Raw genomic sequence first — 26,032 nt, 5'->3', positions numbered from 1 at the left:
CTACAGTAAGTGTACATAATAGAAGTACTGTACTTATAAGTGTTTTCATTTAGTTATCGTCATCTAAATCATGTACCATCCGTACGGTATATTTTCCTAAATATTTACCTGTTACTCCATCTATTTTATGATAGATGGTTTCTAAGTTATTATCATCTGGTATAGGTGCAATTCCTACAGACCATATCGCTGGGGCATCGGGCGTTCTATTAAGGTCTGGACGCTGTAATACATAATTTACAGAATCGTATTGGGCTAATTGTTCTTTTAACTCATCTTTTACAATCTCGATTGCCTCTGCCCAACAGATGGTATATCCTTTTTCGTGATCGATTACTTTAGAGATATTGCCTAAGGTGTCATAATTAGTTTCTTTGCCTATTTCTAAAAGACTATTTAAATATATGAATCGCACTCTTTTTATAGTGCCTTTTTTTTTATATAGTATCCATTTAGCAATATTTGTTTGTTTGTTTGTTTGTTTATTTGTTATTTCTCCATCTTTATACATATAGAATCTTGTTTTAAAAGTATCATTGTCTTTTAAAACAAGTTCTCTTTTTTTTAGTTGTTCTCTATATTTTTCTACATCAAATGTTTTTTCATCATCTGATATCGTAAATATAGGATCATTGAATCCACATAAATCATCTTTAATAAATGACTTATTGCTTTGGCATGCTACAGTAAGTGTACATAATAGGAGTACTGTACTTATAAGTGTTTTCATTGGTCATCTTTAAAAAAAGGTTGTATAGAATCGTACCACTTCTTAAAATAATCTGGTTCTATATAAATCCCTTCTTGATGGATATTATGTAAATCTTTCTTTTTAAGAATTTCACCTGTCTTAGCATGGATTGAATACATATAAAAATCGACATGTGTATTAGGTTTATCAACATATACACTCCATGTATATAGAGAATCATTGTCTATAAATTCCACTTCTCCTCGCTCTATAGATAGGATAGAATCTTTTTTAGGTTTTATCCGTTCTACGATCTCTAATGCTTCTCTATAGCAGATCGGATACTTATCTGCTTGTCTATGATCAATAACTTTGGTGATATTGCCTAAGGTGTCGTAATCTGTTTCTTTACTTATTTTTATATTTCCTTTAAGATATAAGAAATAGGAAAATAAGATTTTTCCATTTTCATTATACTTAATTAATTTCTGTTTGTTTGTTTGTTTGTTTGTTTGTTTGTTTGTTATTTTATTATTATGCTTCCATTGATAAGCGATATTTTTATAGCTATTATTATCTTTTATAACTACATCTCCTTTTTTTAGTTGTTCTCTATATTTTTCTACATCAAACGTTTTTTCATCATCCAATATCGTAAATATAGGATCATCAAATCCGCATAAATCATCATTTTTAATCAATGATTTAGTGTTTTGGCATGCTACAGTAAGTGTACATAATAGAAGTACTATACTTATAAGTGTTTTCATTATTTGGTGTATTTACTGTTATGTAATTTTTTCCATTGATATAGTTGTGTATGCTCTTTATCATTATTATAATCCATATAATTAGTAGTCATCCCTTTCTTAAATGTATGTGCTTGTCCCTCATTTATGACCTCTCCGTTAGCGTCTTTGGTTGTAAAGGTATGTTCTAATCCTATAGCATGCATAATTTCGTGAGGAATTTCTACAGAGGTTTGCAATAATTTATTTTTTAGAAACATGGCAGATATTCCACGACCTGTTAAGGAAATACCATTACTATACCCATCGGGATATACACTTCTTAAATAAGTGAGGTATAGCGTAATTTCATTAAAAGTGCCTCTTCTGGTTTCTGAAAGAGATAGTCTATTGAATTGTAGTAGTAGATTTTTCTTTGCAGATATAGCACTCTTAATATTATCACTACTTTTAAACGATTCATCTAACTTCTTTAAATATCCTTGCTGTAGTTTATCTATTTTAGTTAACTCCTCCTTGTTTTGTATACGTTCTTTGATAGAATAAATATCGAGTATATCTGCATCCTTATTAACAATCTTTATATCTATCAAAGCGGGATTAAACGCTTTTTTAAAATAGGTTTCTAACTTTTGTTTTGTAATTAAACCTTGTAACATATCAATATCATTATCTTTTCCTCCCCCTTTAATCTCCACAAACACCCATCGTAGGGTTGCTGTTTTGGGTACTGGATGCCAGATTTCTAATGCTCCTGCGGGGTTGTTATCGGCGAGTACTCTAATCTGTGAAATATCTCCGTTATTAAGGCATCTAATGGTTACCTCATCTGCATTCTTTATATCTAATGGATGGATATCAAAATCGGGATGGGGTTCTATGACTACAGAGTTGTATTGCCTAGGGTTTTTGGTTTTATGTTTTAGGGATAGGGTGATTGTTTGCCCTACTCGCATACTGAGTTTGGGTACGGTATATTGTGCTGTTCCTACAGTAATCCATGTGTAGGATTCTTTATATTTGGTTTGGTCAGAGGTACAGTTGTCTTGTAGGGTTTGGCTCCACTGATCCCAGCCATAGATTCCGTTTTTGCGATCATCGGTATTGGGGATAAAGGTGGTTGTCCATTGCTTATCGGTGTCTTCTTGTGCTGTAGGGGATACTGGGGTACTTGTGGTAAGGTCTTCTCCCCACCACTTAGAGATAACGACTTCTCCATTACGTACTACTGTACCGGCAGAAAGGGTTAAATAGTACATCGCGCCATCTGCACTACCATCCATGTAGTCTAAGCGTATACAATGGGTGTTTCTAAATTCTAGTTTTTTTAGCATTGTAGTGCCGTCCCATGATTGAACTTCTATGATACAGTTTTTCATCATCGTTTTTGATAATGCCCAGTTATCAAAAAGGTGCATCCATCGGGCAATATCGGGGATTGTAATTTCATAAACTCCTCCTTGTGGAATTGAAGAAGGCATCCCGTTATAGTCTGTTTGCTGGGTTATCAACTCTTTTAGAAATAGTATGGGGGCATTATATCCATCAATATAGAGCCTCCCTATGGATCGTGTGGTCATAGATGATTCGGTTTTAAGAGGTACTAAAAGTAATCAAGTTATTGGGGATTGTCTATGTTTAGTATTGTTTTTCGATAAAGTACGGTTTATAGTGCATTAATAACACAATGGTTAGTATTAAGAAGGGTTTTGTAGGAGTTTTGTATCAGATTAAGAGGTAGATAGGGATGGGATCTGTTAGTTTAGGGGGCGTGGGGCTTATGATTTGTTTTGTTTTATATGGTCTTATCATTATTTTATATTTTTTATCTGATATAACTAGTTAGTGTATCATTTTACTCTTCTATCTACTACCAGAAGGTATTATTTTTAGTCCTGATTATTATTTTGATTATTTTCTTGTATTACTGTTCTAATGGTTTTAAAAAATCTATCTTTAAAAGCAAGTTATCTGTATATCAACCGACTCTTACAACAAACCTTTTTATCATGAGCTTATCTAAAGTTACTTTTACCAATACAGAAGGGCAGACTTTATCTGGTCGTTTAGAACTTCCTGTTGATCAACATCCTCATAATTTTGCTGTATTTGCACATTGTTTTACGTGTACCAAAAATCTAGCTGCTGTACGAAATATAAGCCGAGGGCTTACTTCTCGGGGGTTTGGTGTACTGCGCTTTGATTTTACGGGTCTTGGAGAGAGTGAAGGCGATTTTGCGGATACTAATTTCTCCGGAAATGTTGAAGATCTTATAGCTGCAGCAGCTTTTTTAACGGCTACTTATAAGGCTCCTTCTCTTATTATTGGGCATTCTCTGGGTGGTGCTGCTGCTATTTTTGCTGCTTCTAAAATTGATTCGATACAGGCGGTGGCTACTATTGGTGCTCCTTCTAATCCGAAGCATGTAGCACATTTATTAAAAAGTGGTTTAGATGAGATTACGACTACTGGAAAAGCGACTATTCATCTTAGTGGGCGTGATTTTACTATCAAAAAACAATTCTTAGAGGATCTAGAGACTAAGTCATTACCAGATGTTGCCAAAAATTTAAATAAAGCACTCTTAGTGCTACATTCTCCGCAGGATACTACTGTGGGTATTAAAAATGCAGAAGAGATTTACCATGCTGCTAAGCATCCTAAGAGTTTTGTAACCTTAGATGATGCTGATCATCTATTAATGAAAAAAGAAGATTCTTTATATGCGGGTCATATAATTGCGGGATGGTCTTCTCGATATATTACAGTTCCTAAAGATCCTGAACTAAAAAGTAAGCATCAGGTGGTTGCTAGTTTAGATACTACAGATGGATTTACAACATACATGAAAGTGGGCTCGCATTATATGATTGCTGATGAGCCAGAAAAAGTAGGTGGTAATGATTTTGGACCCTCACCATATGAGCTACTATCTGCTGGTTTGTCTGCTTGTACTGCTATGACAATAAAAATGTATGTTGCTACTAAGGGATGGGATCTACAGCATATAGAAGTGCATACTGATTATAGTAAGTCGTATCGAAAAAATCCTAAAAGTGACCAAAATCCAAGTACTAGAGTGGATACGTTTACTAGAGCGATTAAACTTGTAGGAGATCTGGATGATAAACAAACTCGTAGAATTTTAGAGATTGCGGATAAATGTCCCGTACATAAAACATTACATAGCGAGACGCAGGTGATTACTACTCTGATAGGATAATATAACTATTATAGAATTAAGATATTACGTATAGAAATAGGGTACTAAAGGAGACTAAAAGAGGTGAGGTTTTGATAAGCCTTACCTCTTTTTATTTTCTATAAAAAATAGGTTGTTTGATTACATTCTTACAATAGCAGATTACATTCTTACAATAACACGTTACATTCTTACAATAGCAGATTACATTCTTACAATAACACGTTACATTCTTACAATAGCAGATTACATTCTTACAATAGCACGTTACATTCTTACAATAGCAGATTACATTCTTACAATAGCACGTTACATACTTACAATAGCAGATTACATTCTTACAATAGCACATTACATACTTACAATAGCAGATTACATTTTTATAATAGCACTCTATATTGCATTTCTACCGGTTAATTAGTGTCTTTTATCGATTTATATTCATTATAGTGATGTTACTATATAGTCGTATTAGGATATCATCTGTTGCTACTAATGTATTGTATTACATAATGAGATCTATGGGGTAATAGCAATTTTTTTTTCTTTTTTTTAATAAAAAAAAATGCCAGTTTCAAAAAATGAAACTGGCATGTAGTATTCTTGCTTCATAAAATAATTATAAATTAAAATATAAGACCTTATGGCAGAAAGAAAATTCGGTACCAGTGATGGTAATTTATTAGAGCATGCAGATGTTGTATCTACTTATCTTTATAATGATATCTCCCTTTTTAACAAGTTTGATTCTTTGGTGTTTGATCTAGATTTACCCAATATTATTGAGCAAAAAGCTACAGAAGCGTTACTAAAAGGGACTGATGATACGAATAAAACACAATTATCTACTAGAACTCTAGCGCTACAAAATGCTATGGATAGTTGTAAGGAGTATCTTAATGATATGGAGTATTGGGTAAAGAAGGCTTTTCCGGATCATCTGGCGATCCAAAAACAGTTTGGGGTAGGACGTGTTTCTACATTGTTTAGAAAACAGGCTGTATTGATTCAGTTTATGGAAAATCTATCTGAGACGATCAAGTCTCATACAGAGGCATTGCAGAGTGTGGGGACTCCTGTAGACATGTTAGATAAGGCTATTCCTTTGTCTAAGAGCTTGCGATCTGCAAATAAAGAACAGGAACAACAAAAGGGGAGTCGAACGGTAGATACTGAAGCTAGAGTAATACGACTTAATGAGTTGTATGATATTCTAAAAAAAATAGATGAGGCTTCTGTTTTTATTTTTAAAGAGGAACTTACAAAACGTAATCTGTATAGAATCCCTCGACAAAAAAGCACAAATACTGATCTCTCAACAGAGAGTACGGAGGTAGAATAGTTTTTTTATAGAAAAAAAAGAACCGTTAACTGTTGTCTAAGTTAACGGTTCTTATAAGACTTATTTTTTCTAAGGTTCTAAGTAAGTTATATTATTTTTTTATCAATCGTTGTGTTTTTATAATATGCCCATTTTGATCGCTAATAGAAAGTAGATAGATCCCAGAATTAATTACTACGGGACTTATCGTTATGCTTTTTGATTTAGATAGCATATTTTCTTTATATATTATTTTACCTGCTAGATCATATATATTAATTGTATAGGTTTTCGCTTCTTCTACTAAAGAAGTTGTAGTAATATTAATCGTATTAGTAAAGGGATTAGGATGAATTTTAAATGATGCTTTTTGATTTAAATTTACATCAGATATTATAGTAGGTGTATTAGACGATTTTGCACCTATAGTAGTATATGTTACGATTAACCTAGCGGCTTTGTCTGCTCCTCCTTCATAAGAATCTGCTACTCTTTTTGCGGATGTATTGGTTAGACTATTTCCTTTACCTCTAATAATAAATGCGATGGCATTCCCAGATGTCCAATCGTTTTTATTAACTAAGTTTTGTATCATTTTCTTAAGATCAGGGGAACGTTGTGCGCTTCCACTTTGTTTACTAGACCAAGGTTGGGGGTTCCAAATGGTTTTGTCTGAAAAAACTGTTCTTCCAGAAACGTTGTTTGATGCTGTAAATACTGGTGAATTACTACTATTGTGTAATGATATTTCTAATGATGTGTCTGCACTATTACTTTCGTCTGCAGTAAATTGTAAGTATGCATTAGTTATTCTAGCATTTTTTGGGATCTCAATAGTTCTAAAGCGTAATCCAATAACTTGAAAACTTTCATAATTGTAATCGTCATATACCAACTCTAGATCACTGCTATTTGTATAGATATCTCCATTTACGTTTTCTTCTACATCATCTTTTCCATTAGTAATACTAACGTCTATAGTATGTTCTTCTACTCCTGTAGTGTTTTCTTTAAATATGGCTGTAATATTTTTATTATCATTCATAAGTACGGTTTGTGGGTTTACAGTTCCTGATAGGGTTCCACTCCATCCTTCGAATTTCCATCCAGGTGCTGGGGTAGCTATCATAGTGGCTGTATCTCCTGTAGGGTAGGTTCCTGCTCCACTTACTGTACCTTGTCCTATGGTATTAATTGTTAATGTGTAGGCTGCATACTCTACAATAAGTTTAGCTGCTCTACTTCTACCTCCTTCATAGGAATAGGCTACTCTTTTTGCAGAGGTATTCGTAAGGCTATTTCCTGCACCTCTCATAATAAAACTTATCGTATTACCTGGGACCCAACTATTTTTATTAACTAATCGCTGTACTAATTTTTTTAGATTCGGAGAACGTTGTGCATTTCCATCTTGTTTGTTAGACCACGGAGAAGGGTTCCATATAACTTTATCCGAAAATACGTTTCTTCTGGAAACTGGATTGGAAGAGGAAAACTCTGGTGAATCATCACTATCATGTAATGATATTTCTAAGGAAGCGTCTGTACTATTGTTCTCATCTGCAGTAAACTGAAGGTATGCTTTGGTTATTGTTACATTATTAGGAATCTTTACTGATCTAAAACGTAATCCAATAACCTGATAGCTATCATTATAACTATCATATACCAATTCTAGATCACTACTATTACTATATATCCTACCATTTTTATCTTCTTCTACATCATCATTACCATTAATGATACTTGTTGTAAAAAGTCTCTTAGATCCTCCTAGGGTAGTACTGTTTTCTTGGTTACTAGATATAGAGCTGTTTCCTGCTGCATCTCTTGCTTTTATGATAAAAGAGTATGAAACATCTGGAGATAATCCATCTATAGTGTATTTTGTATAAGCTGTAGTGGCTACTACAACATTATTTTGATAAATATCGTATCCAGAAACTCCTACATTATCTGTAGATCCTGTCCATTGTAGAGAGACTGAGGTTGTTGTGATATCGGTTATTACTAAATCTTTTGGCGCAGAAGGTGCTTCATTATCTTCTTTGGTTTTATTATATATGGTGATTACACTTCCATTAGAAGGGTTCCATATATCGAGATTAGTAGGTGTTTTAAATACATCTTCATTGGATACCTCACCTACTTGTGATGCATTATCTACTTTTATCGTTCTAATTTCAATTTTATCTGTATCTACAAAAATCCATTTAAACTGATTGAATCTTGCTGAGTTACGAGTCCATGTTTTATCATCATTATTAGAGGTTAGTGGTGCTCCCCAGCATCCTTCACCTGCATATACAGTTCCATTTTGATCATCTCTTATAAAGCCTTCATCGTTACCTGATCCGGTAGATGGTCTAATTGGCCAAGTCGTTTTTACCATGTGCGAATCGCATTCTATAACTAGTTTTACGTTTTGGGTATAAAAAAGTTCTGCCCAATTCTTATATTGACTGCTACCTTCTCTTTTATGATACGTATGAGGGCGCATTGGTTTATGATATTGTGCCATTTTCCAGATCATCGTATCATTTGCATTTAAGTCATTTTGCAACCATGTGGTTTGATCTCCTGCAATGGACATTTCTGTATTAAGTGTATATGTTCTTACTAGATTGTTCCCAAAAGTTATTGCATAATATACATTAGATGAGGGTACATCAAAAAGATTATGAATAGTAGCATTACGGCTTTCATGATTTCCTCTTGCTGCTATAATAGGAAACATTCTATTATCTCCGGCAATGGTTAGTTGCCAATCATTAAACCAGTCTATCCATTCTGAGTTCGTATCATCATCAGTCATATCTCCACCAAATAAAACTGCATGAGGTTTTAGTTTTGCGACTAAGCGGTTTGCATTTTTCCTAGGAGTACGGTTATTACGTGAGTCTCCTCCCGAAATAAAGGATAATCTACTATTATCTTCTGGGGCTGTTTTAAACCAAAATCGTTGGCTAGTACCTTCGCTATCTCTAATAACAAAAAAATAAGCGGTATTAGGTGTTAAACCTGTAAGACGTGCAAAAGTATTATCCATTCCTCTATAAGAAACGGTTCTGTCTGGGGTTTTAGAACTAGGGTATTTTTTATAGTCTGATCCATAGTCAGTGGTACCGTAGTGTACTACAGGAGTAGTACCAGATAATTGATCCCATCCTATTACTATTGATGTTGCAGGGTTGCCTCGTAAGGTCAATCGATATTTACCATTAGAGGCTTGAACTTGTAATCCTGTAATAATTACAAGTAATAAAAGTATTTTTTTCATTGTGGGGTATATTTGGTTTAATTATAATCAACCAAAATACTGTATTAATAAGCTATTAAACTTATCAATTCTAACTGGTAATTAAAACTTAAATCTGGTAACATAATCTTAAATAAAGTTTAATTAATACGATACGTTTAGTTAACATTCTTACTTTATCCTAAAAGGTTTTATAAGAAAAAAACAATCTAATATTAGATTGTTTTTTTCTGATCAGTGTATCAATGTATTGTATCAATAGAAAGACTTATTCTAATCCAAAATCAGAGCTTAGTGTGTTTTTTTATCTATTTTTCTGTTTATATATTATGTACTATTGCTATTATTATATGCTGTAGCATATAATAATAGCAATAGTACATCTTGTGATCTAGTTACAGGTATTGCTTGTTTCTGTAATACCATTTGGTGTGGTTGACTGATTATTGATACATACGAATCGTGTTGCTCCTGTGGGTTCGGATACATTATTGTTTGTTACGGATACATTAGTGTGTGTACCATATAATCGTATTCCATCACTTTCTACTGGTTTTATCGTATTTCCTATAACACTTACATTAGATACGTTACCTACTCCTATGCCTCCTGTAACGGTGTTGTTTTTAAAGGATATACCACTACTATTAGAAAGGGTAACTTGTCTGGTGTTTAGAAATGTATTACCATCGAGTATAATGTTATAGTTCTGGTGTTCTTTTTTATGATTTAATTGTGCAAAATAGACATGAAAACTGTTTGATGTTATGGTATTATCTTTAATGCTGATATCGTTAGCGTGTGTATTGGTGGCTTGGAGTCCGTTACTTCTTGCTTCTATTATATTATTATGGATACGTGCTTTAAAGGCTTTGCTTAACTGAATTCCTGATCCGCAATCTTTTATGGTATTATGATGTACATATGCTTCGTTAGATCCTGTGACAATACCTAAGCTGTAGCCTTCTATGGTGTTTCCTGATATCTCGTTATTAAATACGGTTACTCCTGTTCCTGCTGCAAAGATTGCCCAACTGTCTTTGGCTTTACCTATTGCTTTAAATTTGTTATTGATTACTTTGGAGCCTGATACAAAAGAGTATACGACTCGGGTGCCTATTGTATTGTCCTCTACGGTAAGGTCTTGCCCGATGGTTAGGGTTACAAATCCTCCTCTGCTTCCGCTTTCTGTATTTCCTTTAATGAGGGTATTAAAAACTTTCTGACGTTCTTTTAGTACTCCGTTATCATCTCTATATCGATCTGGTTCTATATTAATGGCGTATCCTACTTCTCCTCCATCAGAGTTGGTAGAGGGTAGACCTGTATTAATAAATGTATTGCCTTCTATGACAATATCACGACCGTCGGTAAGTGCTATTGCCATTCTTCTGGAGTTTTTAAAGGTACAGTTTTTTATGGTTACGTTGGTGGTGGGGTTATAATTGGGATTGAATGAGAATCCAAAGGAGTATATGGTTATTGATCCTGATGAGCCATCATAGAAATTGATACCATCTACTGTTATGTTTTTTCCGGAATGGACATGAAATAGGTGACTTCCTTCTAGACCTTCATCAGAGGGGGAATAGATACGGTCATCTCTATCTCCGTGTAATGTTCCTCCTGATATGGTTACATTAGATACGTCTCTAACGGCTAATATGGTTCCTCCTTCTTTTCCTTCTGCTCCCGGAAATATCCGCAGGTGTGTATTGTCTGACATCTTTAAATGAAAATCCGAGGGTATATTAACGGCTTCTAATGAGGGGTAAAAGTTTTGGTTGGTTGTACCACTGGTTACTTTAGTTACTTCAAAAAAGGCATCTAGTTTATTGATCAAAAAAGTGGTCGCTCCTATTTTTTTTGTAAAGAACATTGTTTTTTCTAATATATCAGTATTCTTTAGTGCGATGTCTGTGGTTGTTTTTCCTTCGGTGATATCCCATCGTACTGCATAGAACTTAAATGTGGGGGATATCAATGTTACATCTCCTTCTAGAGTTAGTTTAGAGCTTAGTAATCTTCCGTCAATTTTTCCTTTATCGGCAAAGTTCAGTGTTCCATTAATGATATCTCCTTTATCAAATTCTAAGGTTACATTTTTGGGGAGGTTTACTTTTTTTCCTTTGAGATCTAATATACAATCAATAACTATAGTTTGGTTGTCTACTACTGCCGAAAAATCAAAATCGCAAGGGGTTGTTGCTGTATTTTCTGGAACATCTGGATCTGGTGTTAAGGGTTTTTTATCTGGCTCTGAGGAGGCTACACTTTCTTTGCTACAAGAGGTACTGATCAGTATACAAATACTAAATAGAGTGGTGTATAATTTTATCATTGTAATTGACTAACTTTATGATTAAAAAAAAATCTTTGCTTGTGTGCTAATTTTATCTAATATAGTAAACTCACTAAAACAATGAATAGTATGCTGTATGAATATAAATTTATTTGTACGGTTCTGATTTATATATAGTACTCGTTTTTACTCACTAAATGAGATTTTAATGTTAAAGAAGGTTTGTCTGGATACTAAAAGTATTTTTTTAACGAATGCCTCGTAGGCTTACTTCTAATATCATTAAGTGAAACTGTATTTTTTTAATTAGTAAATGTTTGTAAAAATAAAATATTCTTTTATTTCTATTATGGTTTTCAGCCTACGCTAGAATGACAAGCAGAGCGTATTGTTTTTTTAGCCATTTTATCTTTATGGTGTATCTCATAATCTATTATAAACAAACTTTAAATCAATAGCTTAAATCCTTAGCTTAATGGCATTGGGCTTGTCTAGAGGTAGTTTATTAGGGGGTTATATTGTTCTAAATAGGGTTACTCTAACCATAATTTAAAGTCTTTTACGCGCTCTCGTGCTACAATAATTTCTTGTTCACTAAATGTATTGAGTTTTATTTGTAATCTAGAGTTGGTATAGGAGATGATATCTTTTATCGCATTTATATTGATATAGAATTTTCTACTTGTTCTATAAAATTGCTTAGGGTCTAGTTCTTCTTCTAAGGACTCTAAGGTAGTATCGATCAGGTAGTTTCTGTTATCTGTGGTATGGAGATAGGTTCCTTTGTTTTCTGAATAGAAACATTCTATATCTTCTACCAAGAATATTTTTAGATGCTGCCCTACCTTTGCTGTAAATCGTTTTTTATAAACACGATCCATAGGGTTTATTAGAAGTTTCTTTATATCTTCAAAATCTACTTGTAATTGCTGTTTTTGTGGGATTTGCTCTTTGTATTTGCGTACGGCTACTTCTAATTCTTCGTCATCAATGGGTTTTAGTAAATAATCTATACTGTTTAGTTTAAATGCTTTGAGCGCATATTCATCATAAGCTGTAGTAAATATAATGGAGCTTTTTATAGTAATAGCATCAAATATCTCGAAGGATAATCCATCACTTAATTGAATATCCAAAAAAATTAAATCTGGGTGTTCATTAGTGCTAAACCATTCGATTGCTTCTTGTACAGAGTGTAGCATTGTAGATACTTGGATGTCTAGTTCGCTAAGCATTCTACTAAGGCGTCTGGCTGCTGGTTTTTCGTCTTCGATAAGTATTACATTCATTTTTATAATCGTTTCGTTTTTGAGTTTTTGAGTTTTTTGAGTTTTTGAGGCTTTGAGTTTTTGAGTTTTTGAGTTTTTGAGTTATTGAGTTATTGAGTTTTTGAGTTTTTGAGTTTTTGAGTTTTTGAGTTTTTGAGTTTTTGAGTCTTTGAGTTTTTGAGTTTTTGAGTTTTTGAGTTTCGCTGTTTTACAGTTTGGGGTTATTGAGTTTCATAGACTAATAGTGTGTTTCTGTCATATACGCTACTACTAATAGATTCATCTGCTCATATAGTTTATTCCCATTGTTGTTTTTGGTGTTCTTTTTCTTCATCCATATATTCTCTAATCTTACGTTCTTCCCAATTTTTATTAAACATAGGGTTAACTTTATAAGCTTTTATGGCATGAAATGTAATTCCGATTCCCCATCCTAATGCTGGCCATAAAAACCATGCATAATACCATTGATTCTGATAGTAGTTTAATCCTGCTAGAAAACCTATCACCAAGATGTATGATATTAAATTATTATAAAATTTCTTGATCTCTTCTACACGAGCTTTGGCTCTTTCATATCTCTTTTGTTCGCTAAAATTGTCCATATCTTATTTTTCTTGTGGTAATACAGTGTGTGTATGTTTTAAAAGTCTTCTTTATCCATCAATTCTTGGATCTTACGTTCTTCCCATTTTTTGGCAAAGGATATTTTTTTACCAAATACAGAAAGTCCATGAGAAAGTAATCCAATACCCCACAGTATTGGTGTAATATATAATTGCCAGTTTAACCAGTTTTTAAATCCCTCGTTCTTAAAGTCTGAGTTGGTAAATAGTAGTATACTATTGATTACAATATATACCATTAAATGTAAGTAGAATCCTTTTTCTTTTTCTACTCTTTTTTTTGCTTTTTCGTATGCTTTTTTATCATCGTAATTACTCATGATATTTATTTTTAGATTCTTCCATATATTTTCTGATTTTTTTCTTTTCCCAATCTCTCCCTAGGATTGGGTGATAATCAAAAGCTTCCATATAATGAAATGTTAGTCCGATTCCCCACCCCATGATTGGAAATATGACCCAAGGAATACCAAATCCTGTAGTTTTATAATTAAGGATTGCTAAGAATGGGATGACAATACAATAGGTGGTTAGGTTTATATAAAACTCTTTCATTTTTTGCACTTTTTCTTGTGCTCTTTTATATTTTAATTCTTTAGTTACCTCTATACGTTCTGTAGATGAAATTTCTTGATCTAAGATCTGTACTTGTTTGGTTAATATGGGAAGTTCTGCTATAAAGGATTCTTCTGTTTTATATACTGTAAATTTTCTTTTGGTTAGTAGTGCATATCGTTGTTGTACATTACGTAGTCCTACACCGCTACTTTGTTTTATGACTTTTTTAGGTTGTAGATTGTTTTCTACAATCAAAAAGTTTTCTTTTTCATAGATTTTAATGTGTAATGGGTTTTGTGGCATTACAACATTGTGTTTTACAGTGTTCTCTAATAGAATTTGTAATGACAAGGGTACTACTTTAGCATCTGGATTGGAAGATTGTTCTGGTATTTCGACTATGATACTATCTTCAAAACGCAATTGTAGTAATGTCATATAGGTTCTTGCAAATTTTAATTCTTCGTCTACTGTTACTAATTCTTTATCTTTTTGTTCTAATACATATCGATATACTTTGGATAACGAGGTGGTAAATTTCTGTGCCATTCTTGGATTTTCTTCTATCAAAGAGGTTAGCACATTAAGGCTATTAAATAAGAAATGTGGGTCTAATTGGTTTTTTAAAGCGGCAAATTTTGCTGAAGCTGTACCTGCTATAATTTTTTGTTCGGTAACCTTTTTTTCTTGTAATGCTTTATAGAAATATACGGTATGAAAGAATAATGAAATAATAATGACTAATAGTAGAGGAAATAGATAGTTTTTAAAAGATTGATCTGCTATAAACTCATCTATATTTTGTTTTTCGAAAATAATAACGGTTATGATAAATTCGCAAATGGCATAGCCTATAAGGGTGACAATAACAGAACCTCCTGCTCCAAAGAATATTCGTTGTAATCCTTTGTTCTCCCACTTAAATTTATTATTAATAAACTTAAAATACCAGGTGTTAATGTAGGTTAGAAAAAAGGAGTACATCAGACTAATTATCCACCATTGTAATGTGATTATCTTCGAGAAATTAAAACCATTGGATAATAGGTTTACGATAGCTACAATTATAGAGATAACTAGAGATACTGTTCCTATTTTTTTAAAACTTTTCATTTTATATTACTTTAATAGCTTATATCCAACAATTCTGTATGGTCTGTTTTACTTGCTACATTGTTTTTGTACTCTTTTTATTTCATTTTTCCCCCACTTAGGATAAAAAGGAGTATCGTTTGCTTCTTTTTCGAAGTACAATATAGCTTTTTCTACTTCGGGACAGAAAACTTTTGGATCATTCCCAAAAAAATTGGCTGCTCCCATTTTCCACTCGGCATGGTATAGGGTTGCTCTAGGGTTTTGGGGTTCTAATTGTTTTGCTTTTTGATATAGTTGTTCTACTTTAGGAGATCGTTTCATCCCATATATAGATGGGTTGTATGCTACGTACGCTGTATTAAGTAGTGCTTCCATAATCAGTAGTTCTGCATTTTCTTTAGTTATTGCTTTTGCTTCATTAAGATACTCTTGGGCTTTTGATAATCTAGATTCTATATTTTCGGCATCTTGTATACTAAATGTGGTGGTGATATGAATCTGAGCGGCATAGTAATAGGGTAACCAGTTTTCTTTTTCTGCTTTGGCAATACGTTCGAAAATATGAATGGCTTCGTCTGGTTTTTTATTTTTCCATGTTTCAAATGCTTTGTTCATTCCTTTTTCATAGGAAGATTGTGCATTGATAGATGTAATGGTTAAAAGTGTGAATAGGATTATAATTGTTTTCATGATGTTGATTATTTTTTTTGATGCTGTAAATATCTTAAGCCTTCTGTTTTATAGAAAATAAAGACTACTGAAGTGTTACTTTTTATAGATGAGTTGTCATCTTTCTTGATTATTATATTATAGTGTAATATGTTGCATTGTTTCTTTATGGGGTGTTGTAAATTTAGCGTCTTCCCATTTTGGTGGTCCAAAATATCCTTTTGCATTATTACTGGTTCCATAGGGTTCTGTAGGGATTCCAAAAACGGTATTTAGCACTTCATTATCGTCTACATCTTGGTATACTGAAATGGCGTATTGACCTTTTGGAACATTTTTAAAAACGACTTGTACATTTCCTTTAACTGCTTTGATGTAAGTGGATGTATAGGGACTGTTTAGAAAATCATCGGGGGTATTGTAGAGCCCTACTCGTATCGTACCTCTATCTGATGTGATACCGTCTATAGTTACTGTGATGGTGTGGTTTTCTGATTCTTGTGCGCTACTGTTTAGTATTGATCCTATACATAGTAAACATAGAAATATGTGGGTTAGAGTTTTCATAATGTGTATTGTTTTTATAGGGTTTATAAATTGTCTAATTGGTTGTCTGATTTATCATCACTAATGGTCCAAAAGAATCCAAGGATAACGAATTGATCTGCTCCTGGTCGTATGGCACGCCTAGAGAAATTACCTGTGCTATTAGGGGTATTGGCGTATTGATAATTAAATATATTGTCTGCTCCTAATATATTAGAAACGGAGAGATACAAAATCTTTTGCTGACTGATTAGGTATGCCCAGCTTAGATTAAGGGAGGTGTAGGCTTTTGTCTTCTGATTCTGAAAAATAGGGGTGTTAGGGTTATTATATGGTCTTCCTGATGCTACGCTATAGGTAGTGCTTATTAATGATTTCCAATCTTCAATCCAATATTTAGTGACTAGGGATAGGTTATGTTTTGCTGCATAATTAGGGGTGGCTTTAGTGGGATAGTTTTTATAATTTCGCTTGGTATCGAGGTAGGAATAACTGAGCCAGTATTCTATATTTTTTATGGATTTATTATCTCTCCAAAAAAGATCTAATCCTGTGGCATAACCGCTACCTGAATTGGTATATATACTAGAGAACTCTGGTGTATCGGTATTAAATTTTAGTAATCGGTCATAGGATTTATAATATCCTTCTGCTCTAAAGGTTCTTTTATTATGCTGGTATAGGTAATTAAGGATATAATGAGATGATTTTTGGGGTTCTAATGTTTTATTATATTTTAATATTGCTTGTTCTGGATTTTGGTAGAAGTCTCCATATGCTATGGATACTTGTGATTGATCTGATGTTTTATAGGCTAGTGATGCTCTTGGAGATATCTTGGTATCGTGTAATAGGCTATTATGAACTGCTCTAAGTCCTAATTGCATTGCAAATTTTTTGCTGAAAAATATATTGGTTTCTGTAAAGGCTGCTGTGCTATTATTAGTGTATGAGGTATTAAAGGTGGTAAAGTCTGGGCTTTTTGCTTGTTCTGTAAATGTGTTGATGAATTGCTCTGTTCCAAAACTGAGTTTAAAACGGTTACTGAACCGTTTTCTTAGCTTTAGTTTAGCATGAAAATTGTTTTCTTGATTGTCTATAGCTGTGTTTTCTATTTTGATATCACTGCGATCATTGGCGTAACTAACTCCTGTAGTGATTTTCCAATCGTTGCCTAAAGTTCCTTTATAAGATGTATTTAAATATGTGTTTCTATTGATGAGCTTAAAATTAATGCCTCTTGGAGTATTGATATCTTCTTGTATGAGATTAAAATTGCTATAGTTTATTCCTCCATAAATTTTTAGAAGTCCTTTTTTAAAAGCATATCGGTATACTGCTTCTCCTGATAATGACTCGTATGGTTTTATCCAATCTATACGCTGTGATATGATCTCTTGATAGGGTTTTAGATTAAGATAGAAGGCGTTAATACTTAATGAGTTTTTTTTCCACTTCTGAGTGTTTCCAAGACCTAAACCGACATTAATAATGGATATGTCTGTTTTTTCTTGATCTGGTTCGTCTATCGTATTAAGGAGTAATACACTGGATAATGCGCCTCCGTATTCTGCAGAGTATCCTCCTGTAGAAAAGTTTGTTCCTTTAAATAGGAAAGGAGAAAATCTACCTCGTGTAGGGATATTAGTGGTGGTTGCTGTATAGGGCTGAAAGACGCTAAGCCCATCGATATATATATTGGCTTCATTGGCGTCTCCTCCTCTTACAAAAAGTCTTCCGTCTTCTGCTACTTTAGAGGTTCCTGGTAGTGTTTGGAGAGCGGCTATATAATCGCCATCAGATCCTGCTGTAGTAACAATATCCATAGGTGATAGTACTGTTGTTTTACTAGTATCTCCTGCAGAGAGGGTACCTGCATTAAGAACTACGCTTCCTAGTGAGTTTACATCTTCTCTAAGGGTTATTTTTAGATCGTTCATTGTAGAAACCTCATCGGTGGTTGTATAGGTTTCAAAGGATAAAAATGATACTTGTAGTGTTTGTTTTCCTGTTTCTGATGTGGTAAAGAAAAAAGATCCTTTTTCATCAGTAGAACCTCCATCATAGGTTCCTTCTAGATATACATTGGCTCCCATAATCGGTGCTCCTGATGGGGCGGTAACGGTACCGCTTACTTTGGTTTGGGCATGTATAGAGATAAAAAAAAAGATAAAGGCAATGGTTAGTGTTAGTCTCATGTCATATATAGTTTTTAATCTTTGATAGATCAAAAGTCTTATATCTTCTTAGAAAACTAAATTGAATCTTACCGAACTGTAGAATTTGAAGTCCTAATTGTTATATGCTATATCCAGAACTATTTTAACATATAAAATGATGTTAAAAGTATAAATCAAAATAAGTAAGAGTATAAATTTGATGCTGGGAAAAACTAAAACAAAATCAATCATGACCAATCAACTACAATTATTTAATAATAAGAAATACTTGTTTAAATCAATCTACCGTTTCTGTATGTACATCGTATTATTTATTATGGTAATAGGGTGTAGTAGTGATGATGATGGAGTTGCTCTTAGTACAGAAAAAGAGATTACTGCTTTTGTATTTGAAGCTTCAAAAAATACTGCTCTAGAAATGGATATTGTAGCACTATTAAACCAAGATAAAAAAACGATTACGGCAACAGTTCCTTTTAACACGGATATTACTGCATTGACAGCTACATTGAATTATTCTCCAAAGGCTATAGTTATGCCTAATACTAAACAAGCACACGATTTTAGTAATCCTGTAATATATACTGTAACGGCAGAAGATAAAACTAAGCTAACTTATACGGTTATTATTAACAGAACTGAACCTTCTAGTGATAGAGAGGTTTTAATTGCTTTATTTAATGCTAATCCTGATAATACTCTGAGTTGGAATCTAAATGATGATACGATGAACTCTTGGGAGGGTGTTGTATATAAAGAAGGGCGTGTAACGAGCTTAAATTTATCAAACAAAAATATAAGTACTATACCTGCTTCTTTTGGATATCTAGAGGGGTTGACTTTTATAAACCTAAATCATAATAACCTTATAAGTATCCCAATAGAAATTGGTAAACTTACTAAGCTTACTGTTCTTAATTTATCAGAGAATGACTTAATTAACTTACCTAAGGAAATAGGTAAGTTAACAAAATTGACTGCTTTAAATCTTTATAGTAATGGGTTGACTAGTATCCCTATAGAAATAGGGAATTTAGTAAATCTAAAAATGCTGTATTTAAAGCTAAATCGCTTGACTAGTATTCCTGTAGAAATTGGGAATCTTACTCAATTAACAGCTCTAAATCTGAGTAGTACTAGCTTGACTGATATTCCTGTAGAAATAGGTAATCTGACGAATTTGACTACACTTTCTATTGGTTATAATAGAGGTTTAACGAGTATTCCTAAGGAAATAGGTAATCTTACTCAATTAATCATGATAAATGCATACGGTAGTGGTTTAACTACTATTCCTAAAGAAATTGGTGGCTTAACACATCTTACTAGTCTTTCTTTAGGTAGTAATGCCTTAACTAGTATTCCTGTAGAAATTGGTGATCTAACGAATTTAGATTATCTGGCTCTTACTGATAATAGATTGACCAATATTCCAAAATCAGTATGTAATCTCGAAACTAAGCATGGTACTACTATAGTAAAGGATAAAGGGGTAAACTGTATATGATGCCAGTCGTTTAGCTAACATACCTAGAATTGATATAGAATAGCCTCTCAATATAAAAATTTTGAGAGGCTATTTAGTAGTGTATAGATCAAAAAAGTATATCGTACTTTTTATGGTATCATACGCGATCTACAGTATTATTATTTTTGTTTTTAAAGGGTCTTACAATCAATCTTGCTGCTTTATCATAATTAATATAATTGTATACCCAATTAAAGAAGGTTACAAATCGATTTCTAAAACCTACTAGAAACCATAGGTGAATAAACATCCATATAAACCAAGCAAAGAATCCTCCAAATTTAAATTTTCCGATATCTACTACTGCTTTATTACGACCTATAGTTGCCATAGAACCTTTATCAAAATATTTAAAAGGAGTCATTGCTTTGCCTTTTAGATGTCGTTTTAGATTTTTGGCTAGATGGCTACCTTGTTGTATGGCTGGTTGTGCTACCATAGGATGCCCTTTTGGATATATTTTGGTTTCCATTACAGAAATGTCTCCAATAGCAAAAATATTCTCATATCCTTCTACCTGATTAAATTCGTTTACTTTATAACGATTGGCTCTGGGGATTAAGGCATTAGCATTGATACCCGATACAGGTGCTCCTGTTACTCCAGCAGACCATATAAATGTTGCTGTTTTAAGCGATAAGTCTGTATTGGTGGTCACAAGATTATCACTATAGTTTTTTACTTGGGTATTTGTATGAATTTGTACTCCTAAATTTTGTAAGAATTGTGTGGCTTTTTTTGAGGCATGTTCACTCATAGGAGGTAGTACACGAGAAGCACCTTCTATTAAATGAATTTCCATATCATCAAAATCCATATCCGGATAATCTCTAGGGAGTACATTTAGTTTTAACTCAGCAATTCCTCCTGCTAGTTCAACTCCTGTAGGACCAGCTCCTGCTAATACAAACCGTAGTAACTCTTTTCTTTCTTCAGGATCCGAAGTAATCACTGCTTGCTCTAGGTTTTCTAACATTAAACTACGTAGATTTAATGCCTGCGGTAAGTTTTTCATTCGCATAGCATTACTTTTTATAGAAGCATTACCAAAAAAGTTCGTTCGTGCTCCAGTAGCAATCACAAGATAGTCATAAGAAATATTACCAATAGTAGTGTGTACTTGTTTAGTATCAGGGTCTATAGATTCTACTTCTGCCATCCTAAAAAAAGTATTCTTACCTCTTTTTACTATTTTCCTGAGAGGATATGCTATAGAATCGGGTTCTAATGATGATGTAGACACTTGATAAAGAAGTGGTTGAAATGTGTGGTAGTTATGCCTGTCTAATAAGATTAATTGTACATCTTCTTTGACCATTTTTCTGGCTAATGCAACTCCTGCAAAACCCCCGCCAATTACAACTAATCTCGATAAATTAGTGTGTGGAATATTCATAAAATATGTGTTGTTTTACAAAGATAAAATGATATGATTAGATACCCTATTAAATACCTGTTTTTGTAACCTAAATTATCATAGTATTTATTTTTATTTGTAACATTAATGTTTCTTTTACTACATATATATTGTAACTACGAAAAGTGAATAAGGAATTAGAACATAGTTTTGTAACCAATCTTGAGCAAAATCAGAATATTGTGCATAAGGTGTGTAGGATTTATACCAGTGACTCCGACTCACATAATGATTTGTTTCAGGAAATAACCATACAACTCTGGAAAGCATATCCTAAGTTTAGAGGAGATGCAAAATTTAGTACATGGATGTATAGAGTAGCACTAAATACAGCAATTACTTTATATAGAAGATCTAAAAGAAGTATTAAGACTTCTGATCTTGATGCTATTAATTTTAGAATAAAAGCAGAGGAATATGATGATCAAGTAGAGCAACAATTAAAATTAATGTATGCAGCGGTAAAACAACTTAATGATATTGAAAAGGCTTTAGTGTTTCTATATCTAGAAGATAAGTCGTATAAAGAAATAGCTGATACTATGGGGATTAGTGAAGTAAATGCCCGGGTAAAGATGAATAGAGTAAAAACGAAATTGAAAAAAATATTAAATCCGTAAGACCCCATGGATGAATTAGAATTATTAAAAAAAGATTGGAAAAAGCAGGAAGATGTACTTCCTAAGCTATCCTATAATCAAATTTATCAAATGATATTAAAAAAATCTTCCTCGATAGTGAGATGGATTTTTATTATCAGTATTTTAGAATTTGTATTATGGGCATCTATAGATATCATTTTTAGATTAAATGAAATGCAAGCTGAGGTAGAGAAAATGGATATGGGAAGTTTTTCTATGATTACTTCAATAATTTCATATAGTATTTTAGTATTTTTTATTACTCGATTTTATATCAATTATAGAAAAATTAAAGCTACAGATTCTACAAAAGTTTTAATGGAAAATATTCTTAAAACCAGAAGAACAGTAAAACGATATATCTGGGCGAATATTAGTCTTTTTACATTTATAATGATCACTACAACAGGCTATCTACTGTTTTTTACAGAAGAGTACCAAAGTCGTTCTGTAGAAGATCAAGTGCCAGTATGGGTCATTGTAGTAACAACATTACTAGTTACTTCTGCTTTTATTGGATTTATTATATTATTTTATAGACTCATTTACGGAATTTTAACCCGAAGACTTAAAAAGAATTATAAAGAGCTTGAAAAATTAGAACTATAACTGGTCGATAGAAAGGAATTATATACAGTAGAGATTATGTATTTTCATTAAAGGCAGAAGGTAATAGCTTAGGAATAAACTTAACTAATAATGGTAATAAAAGACTCCCTCCCGGAAGAATAAAAATTGCTAACGATGGAATAGTTTTACAAATATCGAGCAATTGCTTTTTTACTTGTTGTTTTTCTTCTTTGGATAATTCTCGTACAGTAGATTGCCCTAGTAAAATCATTAAATCTTTACTTTCTGTAATTTCTTTAATCAATCGCTTTTTATTTCGTAATACTAATACACTAACTGTTCTAGAAGTTTGCTGATAGAAATGTAAAGCAGGGCTCGAATACTTAAAGAAAGAAATGTTTTCTTTATGATCAGCAATGAATTTTTGTACTAAATCAATAGACTCCTTTACGATAGCGTCTGATAATTTAAGTTCTGCTCCAAGAGCATACATAAAACTTTGTTGACCATTATTTAATTCTTCTGGATTCCATACAGATAAGCTAGTCAAATTAAGGATATATGTTTTTTCAATTTCATCGGTATATGGATCTAAATTTATATGATCAAAACTAGAGTTGTCTCCATCAGAAATAGTAGTATATCGTACGGAAGAAGAAAACAGCTTTACTAATAATTCATCATACTCATCTTTCTCTTCTTTAGAATTTAAAGCTAGGAAAAAAATAGTAGTAAGGGACTCTTCTAATTTTGCTGCATAATGAAAAGGATTGGTATCATGTACTAAAAAATATTCAAAAGCTAACACATCAATGAATAATAATGCATTAGTTAAAAGATGACTAAAATTTTTTCTAAATACAGATTCATTAGTCTGTATACGGGTGTGTATAATTTTTTCTAACTTTTCATTATTATTAGTAACAAGCACATTAGAAAAGGAGAAGAAAGATTTTTTTGTGTCCAAAAAATTATAAAACTGTATCAACGATTTAATGCAATCTTCTTTATTGGAGTTTTCTATAGTATCAAAATATGTAACGAGCAGAGCAGTAAATAAATTGATTTTTGTTTTTTCTTCTTCAGAATAAATAATATCAGAATTATCAGGAATAATAATATCTATAGAAGCTCCATAAATAAATCCTACACGCTTTAGATTGAAGTATAATTCATCTAGTGAGTATTTAAATAAATCAGGAGTCTTATCTATGTCCCGTAAGAATTTATCTATCCAGCCCGTAGTTGAAGGGTTCATTGATTAATAATTTAGTGCAAAGTTAATTTTATTTGAATAAAAATCTATTCATGAAAGTTATTAAAATGTATTTAAAAAAAGAATTCTATTGATTATCCTTAGCGTATTAGATATTTATTTATGTGACATGATTTAAACTTAAAACAATACTATTCAGTACATTAAAAATAAAAAAAGAGGTTGTCTAAAACAACCTCTTTTTTTATTTTGTAAGGCGTACATTTATTGTATAATCCCTCCACAAATTACTATACTCTCCGAAGTACCAAATGGTTGAGATGTATAATCATCAATACCTTGATATATAATAATAGCTTTTCCAACAATATTCTTTTTGTCATCATCACAACCAATACACCAATCATTAGTAGCAAAAGTTATATGTCCATTACCATTAGAATCTGCTTTAAAGTTTCCGATATCTCCTTTATGATATCTTTCTTTTACCTTCCATTTTGCATCAGACTCCATAGTTGGATTCCGATGACTTCCTATAAATTTACCATCAAAAGAAGTGCAATCAGATTTCTCATTAATATGAATAGCATGTACTCCTTCTGTCAGTCCTATTAAATTAGCCTCCATACTAACCATTCCTTCTTCTTCAATAAAAACTATTGTCCCAGATACATTACTTTTATTTTTAGGCGCTATATTAATTTCTATTTTGGTAATAGTATCTATTACTTTTTTATGATTAAAATCTTTAGCTTCTTTCTTTTGATTTACACATCCCAAAACACTAATCGCTATAATGACCCCAATCAACTTTATTATTTCCATACTTCAAGTACTCTGTTAGTTCGTATTTATAGAATGCAATTTAGTTAATTTTGAATACTTATTAATAATTAAGAAAAAAATAGACTTTTTACCTCATTTTTTAAAAACTTATCATAGCTTTTTATATTTGGCAGAAAACAATATTATTTTATAACATTTTGTTTTCGACTTTTTCCCAATTAATAATTGACATAATATTATTTAGATACTCTCCTCTTTTATTTTGATATTTTAGGTAATAAGCATGTTCCCACACATCAATTCCAAGAATAGGGTGCCCTTGACGATCAGCTACAGTCATTAATGGGTTATCTTGATTAGGAGTAGAGGTTATAAATAATTTTTTATCCATATCCTGACATAACCAAGCCCATCCAGAACCAAACCTCTTTTTTCCTGCGCTAGCTAACTCATTTTTAAAAGCTTCTACAGAGTTAAAATTTTCGACAATACTATTTTTAAAACGATCAGACATCTTACTTTCGTTTGGAGTTAGAATATCCCAATATAAGGAGTGATTAAAATGTCCACCTCCATTATTACGAACTCCAGTAGGTAAATTATTATTTTTAAGTAACTCTACTAAAGTTTTACCTGGTACTGGATTTTCTTTGAGTGCTTTATTTAATTTATTCACATATCCCTGATGATGTTTTGAATAATGAATTTCCATTGTCATCGCATCAATAGTATCAGTAAATGCATTATACGCATAATTTAACTTAGGTAAAGTAAATATAGTAGCGTCAATAGTATTAGATGTATTTTTTACTTCAGTATCCATTGATTTTTTCTCTTCTTTTTTATTAGAGTTACATGAAGATAAAATTACTGATGGAGCTATAGTTAATCCTGTAGTAGCAATTACAGCAGATTTTAGAAATTTACGTTTATTCATTATGTGGTAGATTTATTTTATTTAATAAGGGTTGTTTATATGGATTTAATAATATGCTCTAAAAGAGTATATCTAGTTTTTTTAACTTTTAAAAGACAAGAAAGGTTTGAGGATATTTATTTTTTAAAAACCAGAACCTTTATTTTTGATACTAAAACAAATATATTAAGAGAATTAGAGATTATACTAATTATCACTCTGTATTTATGATAATAAATAATATTTTAACAATCCTGATTAGAGTAAATAAGATTTCAAGAATATTTTGTTTATACTTTATTAAAAATGATTAATCAAAAACTTGTTTTTCTTCAAAAAAAACTAATGTTAGTTATAAAAAAACAGAATAAATTCGATGTCTTTACCGTAATTTTTAAAAGGTTAATTTTTAGTTTTTGCTTGAAGTAGTATAACACACTCAAAATTCATTTAGATATAACGACAGTATTTATAATAGCTGAGTAAGTTAT

At 32.1% G+C, this 26,032-nt stretch carries 22 protein-coding genes; 6 read left to right on the top strand and 16 right to left on the bottom strand.

Annotated elements, in window-relative coordinates; translation table 11 throughout:
- Nucleotides 1-49: 49 nt before the first annotated feature.
- Genes N456_RS14640 through tssD form a run of 3 tightly spaced genes read right to left on the bottom strand, consistent with a single transcriptional unit; the run spans nt 50 to nt 3,020 of the window.
- Nucleotides 50-730, bottom strand: a complete 681-nt coding sequence (locus tag N456_RS14640) for a hypothetical protein (RefSeq protein ID WP_062058763.1) — start codon at nt 728-730, stop codon at nt 50-52.
- Nucleotides 727-1,461 carry a PepSY domain-containing protein gene (locus N456_RS14635; protein WP_062058761.1) on the bottom strand — a complete coding sequence of 245 codons (735 nt, stop codon included), beginning with the start codon at nt 1,459-1,461 and terminating at the stop codon, nt 727-729. Before N456_RS14635 ends, N456_RS14640 begins: the two co-directional genes overlap by 4 nt.
- Complete coding sequence (tssD, locus tag N456_RS24525) at nt 1,461-3,020, bottom strand: type VI secretion system tube protein TssD (protein ID WP_158447901.1); 1,560 nt, start codon at nt 3,018-3,020, stop codon at nt 1,461-1,463. Before tssD ends, N456_RS14635 begins: the two co-directional genes overlap by 1 nt.
- 429 nt (nt 3,021-3,449) lie before the next feature.
- On the opposite strand from tssD, the gene N456_RS14625 reads away from it, so the two are divergent.
- The 3 genes from N456_RS14625 (at nt 3,450) to N456_RS14620 (ending at nt 5,985) form a co-directional block, all read left to right on the top strand.
- A complete protein-coding gene (locus N456_RS14625) occupies nt 3,450-4,664 on the top strand; it encodes a bifunctional alpha/beta hydrolase/OsmC family protein (RefSeq protein ID WP_062058758.1) in 1,215 nt (404 codons plus the stop codon).
- A 112-nt stretch (nt 4,665-4,776) separates the two neighbouring features.
- Nucleotides 4,777-5,064 carry a hypothetical protein gene (locus N456_RS24085; RefSeq protein WP_148639338.1) on the top strand — a complete coding sequence of 96 codons (288 nt, stop codon included), beginning with the start codon at nt 4,777-4,779 and terminating at the stop codon, nt 5,062-5,064.
- Between the two features lie 222 nt (nt 5,065-5,286).
- Nucleotides 5,287-5,985 (top strand): hypothetical protein, encoded by a 699-nt coding sequence (locus tag N456_RS14620; protein WP_062058755.1) that lies wholly within the window; start codon nt 5,287-5,289, stop codon nt 5,983-5,985.
- 91 nt (nt 5,986-6,076) lie between these two features.
- Here N456_RS14620 and N456_RS14615 read toward each other — a convergent pair whose 3' ends face one another.
- The 9 genes from N456_RS14615 to N456_RS14575 form a co-directional block, all read right to left on the bottom strand.
- Complete coding sequence (locus N456_RS14615) at nt 6,077-9,244, bottom strand: InlB B-repeat-containing protein (protein WP_062058754.1); 3,168 nt, start codon at nt 9,242-9,244, stop codon at nt 6,077-6,079.
- A 370-nt stretch (nt 9,245-9,614) separates the two neighbouring features.
- On the bottom strand, nt 9,615-11,564 hold the full coding sequence (locus N456_RS14610; RefSeq protein ID WP_062058751.1) for a right-handed parallel beta-helix repeat-containing protein: 1,950 nt from the start codon (nt 11,562-11,564) through the stop codon (nt 9,615-9,617).
- A gap of 494 nt (nt 11,565-12,058) precedes the next feature.
- Nucleotides 12,059-12,814 carry a LytR/AlgR family response regulator transcription factor gene (locus tag N456_RS14605; protein WP_062058748.1) on the bottom strand — a complete coding sequence of 252 codons (756 nt, stop codon included), beginning with the start codon at nt 12,812-12,814 and terminating at the stop codon, nt 12,059-12,061.
- Nucleotides 12,815-13,089: 275 nt separating this feature from the next.
- Nucleotides 13,090-13,398, bottom strand: a complete 309-nt coding sequence (locus N456_RS14600) for a 2TM domain-containing protein (RefSeq protein ID WP_062058745.1) — start codon at nt 13,396-13,398, stop codon at nt 13,090-13,092.
- Nucleotides 13,399-13,436: 38 nt separating this feature from the next.
- On the bottom strand, nt 13,437-13,739 hold the full coding sequence (locus N456_RS14595; RefSeq protein WP_240315538.1) for a 2TM domain-containing protein: 303 nt from the start codon (nt 13,737-13,739) through the stop codon (nt 13,437-13,439).
- Nucleotides 13,732-15,090, bottom strand: a complete 1,359-nt coding sequence (locus tag N456_RS14590; RefSeq protein ID WP_062058740.1) for a 2TM domain-containing protein — start codon at nt 15,088-15,090, stop codon at nt 13,732-13,734. Before N456_RS14590 ends, N456_RS14595 begins: the two co-directional genes overlap by 8 nt.
- Before the next feature lie 48 nt (nt 15,091-15,138).
- A complete protein-coding gene (locus tag N456_RS14585) occupies nt 15,139-15,762 on the bottom strand; it encodes a tetratricopeptide repeat protein (RefSeq protein WP_062058737.1) in 624 nt (207 codons plus the stop codon).
- Nucleotides 15,763-15,879: 117 nt separating this feature from the next.
- Entirely contained in the window at nt 15,880-16,308 is a 429-nt protein-coding gene (locus N456_RS14580) for a DUF2141 domain-containing protein (protein ID WP_062058734.1), read from the bottom strand.
- 23 nt (nt 16,309-16,331) lie between these two features.
- Nucleotides 16,332-18,485, bottom strand: coding sequence for a TonB-dependent receptor (locus tag N456_RS14575; protein ID WP_062058732.1), 2,154 nt, complete (start codon nt 18,483-18,485; stop codon nt 16,332-16,334).
- Nucleotides 18,486-18,696: 211 nt separating this feature from the next.
- On the opposite strand from N456_RS14575, the gene N456_RS14570 reads away from it, so the two are divergent.
- Nucleotides 18,697-19,974, top strand: a complete 1,278-nt coding sequence (locus tag N456_RS14570; protein WP_158447900.1) for a leucine-rich repeat domain-containing protein — start codon at nt 18,697-18,699, stop codon at nt 19,972-19,974.
- Nucleotides 19,975-20,092: 118 nt separating this feature from the next.
- On the opposite strand, the gene N456_RS14565 is transcribed toward N456_RS14570, so the two are convergent.
- A complete protein-coding gene (locus tag N456_RS14565; protein WP_062058726.1) occupies nt 20,093-21,391 on the bottom strand; it encodes an NAD(P)/FAD-dependent oxidoreductase in 1,299 nt (432 codons plus the stop codon).
- Nucleotides 21,392-21,537: 146 nt separating this feature from the next.
- Here N456_RS14565 and N456_RS14560 point away from each other — a divergent pair, with 146 nt between their 5' ends.
- On the top strand, nt 21,538-22,032 hold the full coding sequence (locus N456_RS14560) for an RNA polymerase sigma factor (RefSeq protein ID WP_062058723.1): 495 nt from the start codon (nt 21,538-21,540) through the stop codon (nt 22,030-22,032).
- 6 nt (nt 22,033-22,038) lie between these two features.
- On the top strand, nt 22,039-22,662 hold the full coding sequence (locus N456_RS14555; protein WP_062058720.1) for a hypothetical protein: 624 nt from the start codon (nt 22,039-22,041) through the stop codon (nt 22,660-22,662).
- A gap of 34 nt (nt 22,663-22,696) precedes the next feature.
- Here N456_RS14555 and N456_RS14550 read toward each other — a convergent pair whose 3' ends face one another.
- From N456_RS14550 to N456_RS14540, 3 genes are all read right to left on the bottom strand, one after another.
- Nucleotides 22,697-23,881 (bottom strand): LETM1-related biofilm-associated protein, encoded by a 1,185-nt coding sequence (locus N456_RS14550; protein ID WP_062058717.1) that lies wholly within the window; start codon nt 23,879-23,881, stop codon nt 22,697-22,699.
- Nucleotides 23,882-24,103: 222 nt separating this feature from the next.
- Nucleotides 24,104-24,664, bottom strand: a complete 561-nt coding sequence (locus N456_RS14545; RefSeq protein WP_062058714.1) for a superoxide dismutase family protein — start codon at nt 24,662-24,664, stop codon at nt 24,104-24,106.
- Nucleotides 24,665-24,812: 148 nt separating this feature from the next.
- On the bottom strand, nt 24,813-25,562 hold the full coding sequence (locus N456_RS14540; protein ID WP_082422548.1) for a Fe-Mn family superoxide dismutase: 750 nt from the start codon (nt 25,560-25,562) through the stop codon (nt 24,813-24,815).
- Between the last annotated feature and the right edge of the window lie 470 nt (nt 25,563-26,032).

The sequence above is a fragment of the Aquimarina longa SW024 genome (assembly GCF_001401755.1).
GTDB lineage: Bacteria > Bacteroidota > Bacteroidia > Flavobacteriales > Flavobacteriaceae > Aquimarina > Aquimarina longa.
The sequence above is the reverse complement of the archived record's forward strand: the minus strand, read 5'-3'. Positions and strand labels throughout refer to the sequence as shown.

Bases quoted from the DNA above. Each gene is read 5' to 3' on its own strand.
- N456_RS14640 (WP_062058763.1), bottom strand. From the start codon at position 730: ATGAAAACACTTATAAGTACAGTACTCCTATTATGTACACTTACTGTA.
- N456_RS14635 (WP_062058761.1), bottom strand. From the start codon at position 1,461: ATGAAAACACTTATAAGTATAGTACTTCTATTATGTACACTTACTGTA.
- tssD (WP_158447901.1), bottom strand. From the start codon at position 3,020: ATGACCACACGATCCATAGGGAGGCTCTATATTGATGGATATAATGCC.
- N456_RS14625 (WP_062058758.1), top strand. From the start codon at position 3,450: ATGAGCTTATCTAAAGTTACTTTTACCAATACAGAAGGGCAGACTTTA.
- N456_RS14620 (WP_062058755.1), top strand. From the start codon at position 5,287: ATGGCAGAAAGAAAATTCGGTACCAGTGATGGTAATTTATTAGAGCAT.
- N456_RS14615 (WP_062058754.1), bottom strand. From the start codon at position 9,244: ATGAAAAAAATACTTTTATTACTTGTAATTATTACAGGATTACAAGTT.
- N456_RS14610 (WP_062058751.1), bottom strand. From the start codon at position 11,564: ATGATAAAATTATACACCACTCTATTTAGTATTTGTATACTGATCAGT.
- N456_RS14605 (WP_062058748.1), bottom strand. From the start codon at position 12,814: ATGAATGTAATACTTATCGAAGACGAAAAACCAGCAGCCAGACGCCTT.
- N456_RS14600 (WP_062058745.1), bottom strand. From the start codon at position 13,398: ATGGACAATTTTAGCGAACAAAAGAGATATGAAAGAGCCAAAGCTCGT.
- N456_RS14595 (WP_240315538.1), bottom strand. From the start codon at position 13,739: ATGAGTAATTACGATGATAAAAAAGCATACGAAAAAGCAAAAAAAAGA.
- N456_RS14590 (WP_062058740.1), bottom strand. From the start codon at position 15,090: ATGAAAAGTTTTAAAAAAATAGGAACAGTATCTCTAGTTATCTCTATA.
- N456_RS14585 (WP_062058737.1), bottom strand. From the start codon at position 15,762: ATGAAAACAATTATAATCCTATTCACACTTTTAACCATTACATCTATC.
- N456_RS14580 (WP_062058734.1), bottom strand. From the start codon at position 16,308: ATGAAAACTCTAACCCACATATTTCTATGTTTACTATGTATAGGATCA.
- N456_RS14575 (WP_062058732.1), bottom strand. From the start codon at position 18,485: ATGAGACTAACACTAACCATTGCCTTTATCTTTTTTTTTATCTCTATA.
- N456_RS14570 (WP_158447900.1), top strand. From the start codon at position 18,697: ATGACCAATCAACTACAATTATTTAATAATAAGAAATACTTGTTTAAA.
- N456_RS14565 (WP_062058726.1), bottom strand. From the start codon at position 21,391: ATGAATATTCCACACACTAATTTATCGAGATTAGTTGTAATTGGCGGG.
- N456_RS14555 (WP_062058720.1), top strand. From the start codon at position 22,039: ATGGATGAATTAGAATTATTAAAAAAAGATTGGAAAAAGCAGGAAGAT.
- N456_RS14550 (WP_062058717.1), bottom strand. From the start codon at position 23,881: ATGAACCCTTCAACTACGGGCTGGATAGATAAATTCTTACGGGACATA.
- N456_RS14545 (WP_062058714.1), bottom strand. From the start codon at position 24,664: ATGGAAATAATAAAGTTGATTGGGGTCATTATAGCGATTAGTGTTTTG.
- N456_RS14540 (WP_082422548.1), bottom strand. From the start codon at position 25,562: ATGAATAAACGTAAATTTCTAAAATCTGCTGTAATTGCTACTACAGGA.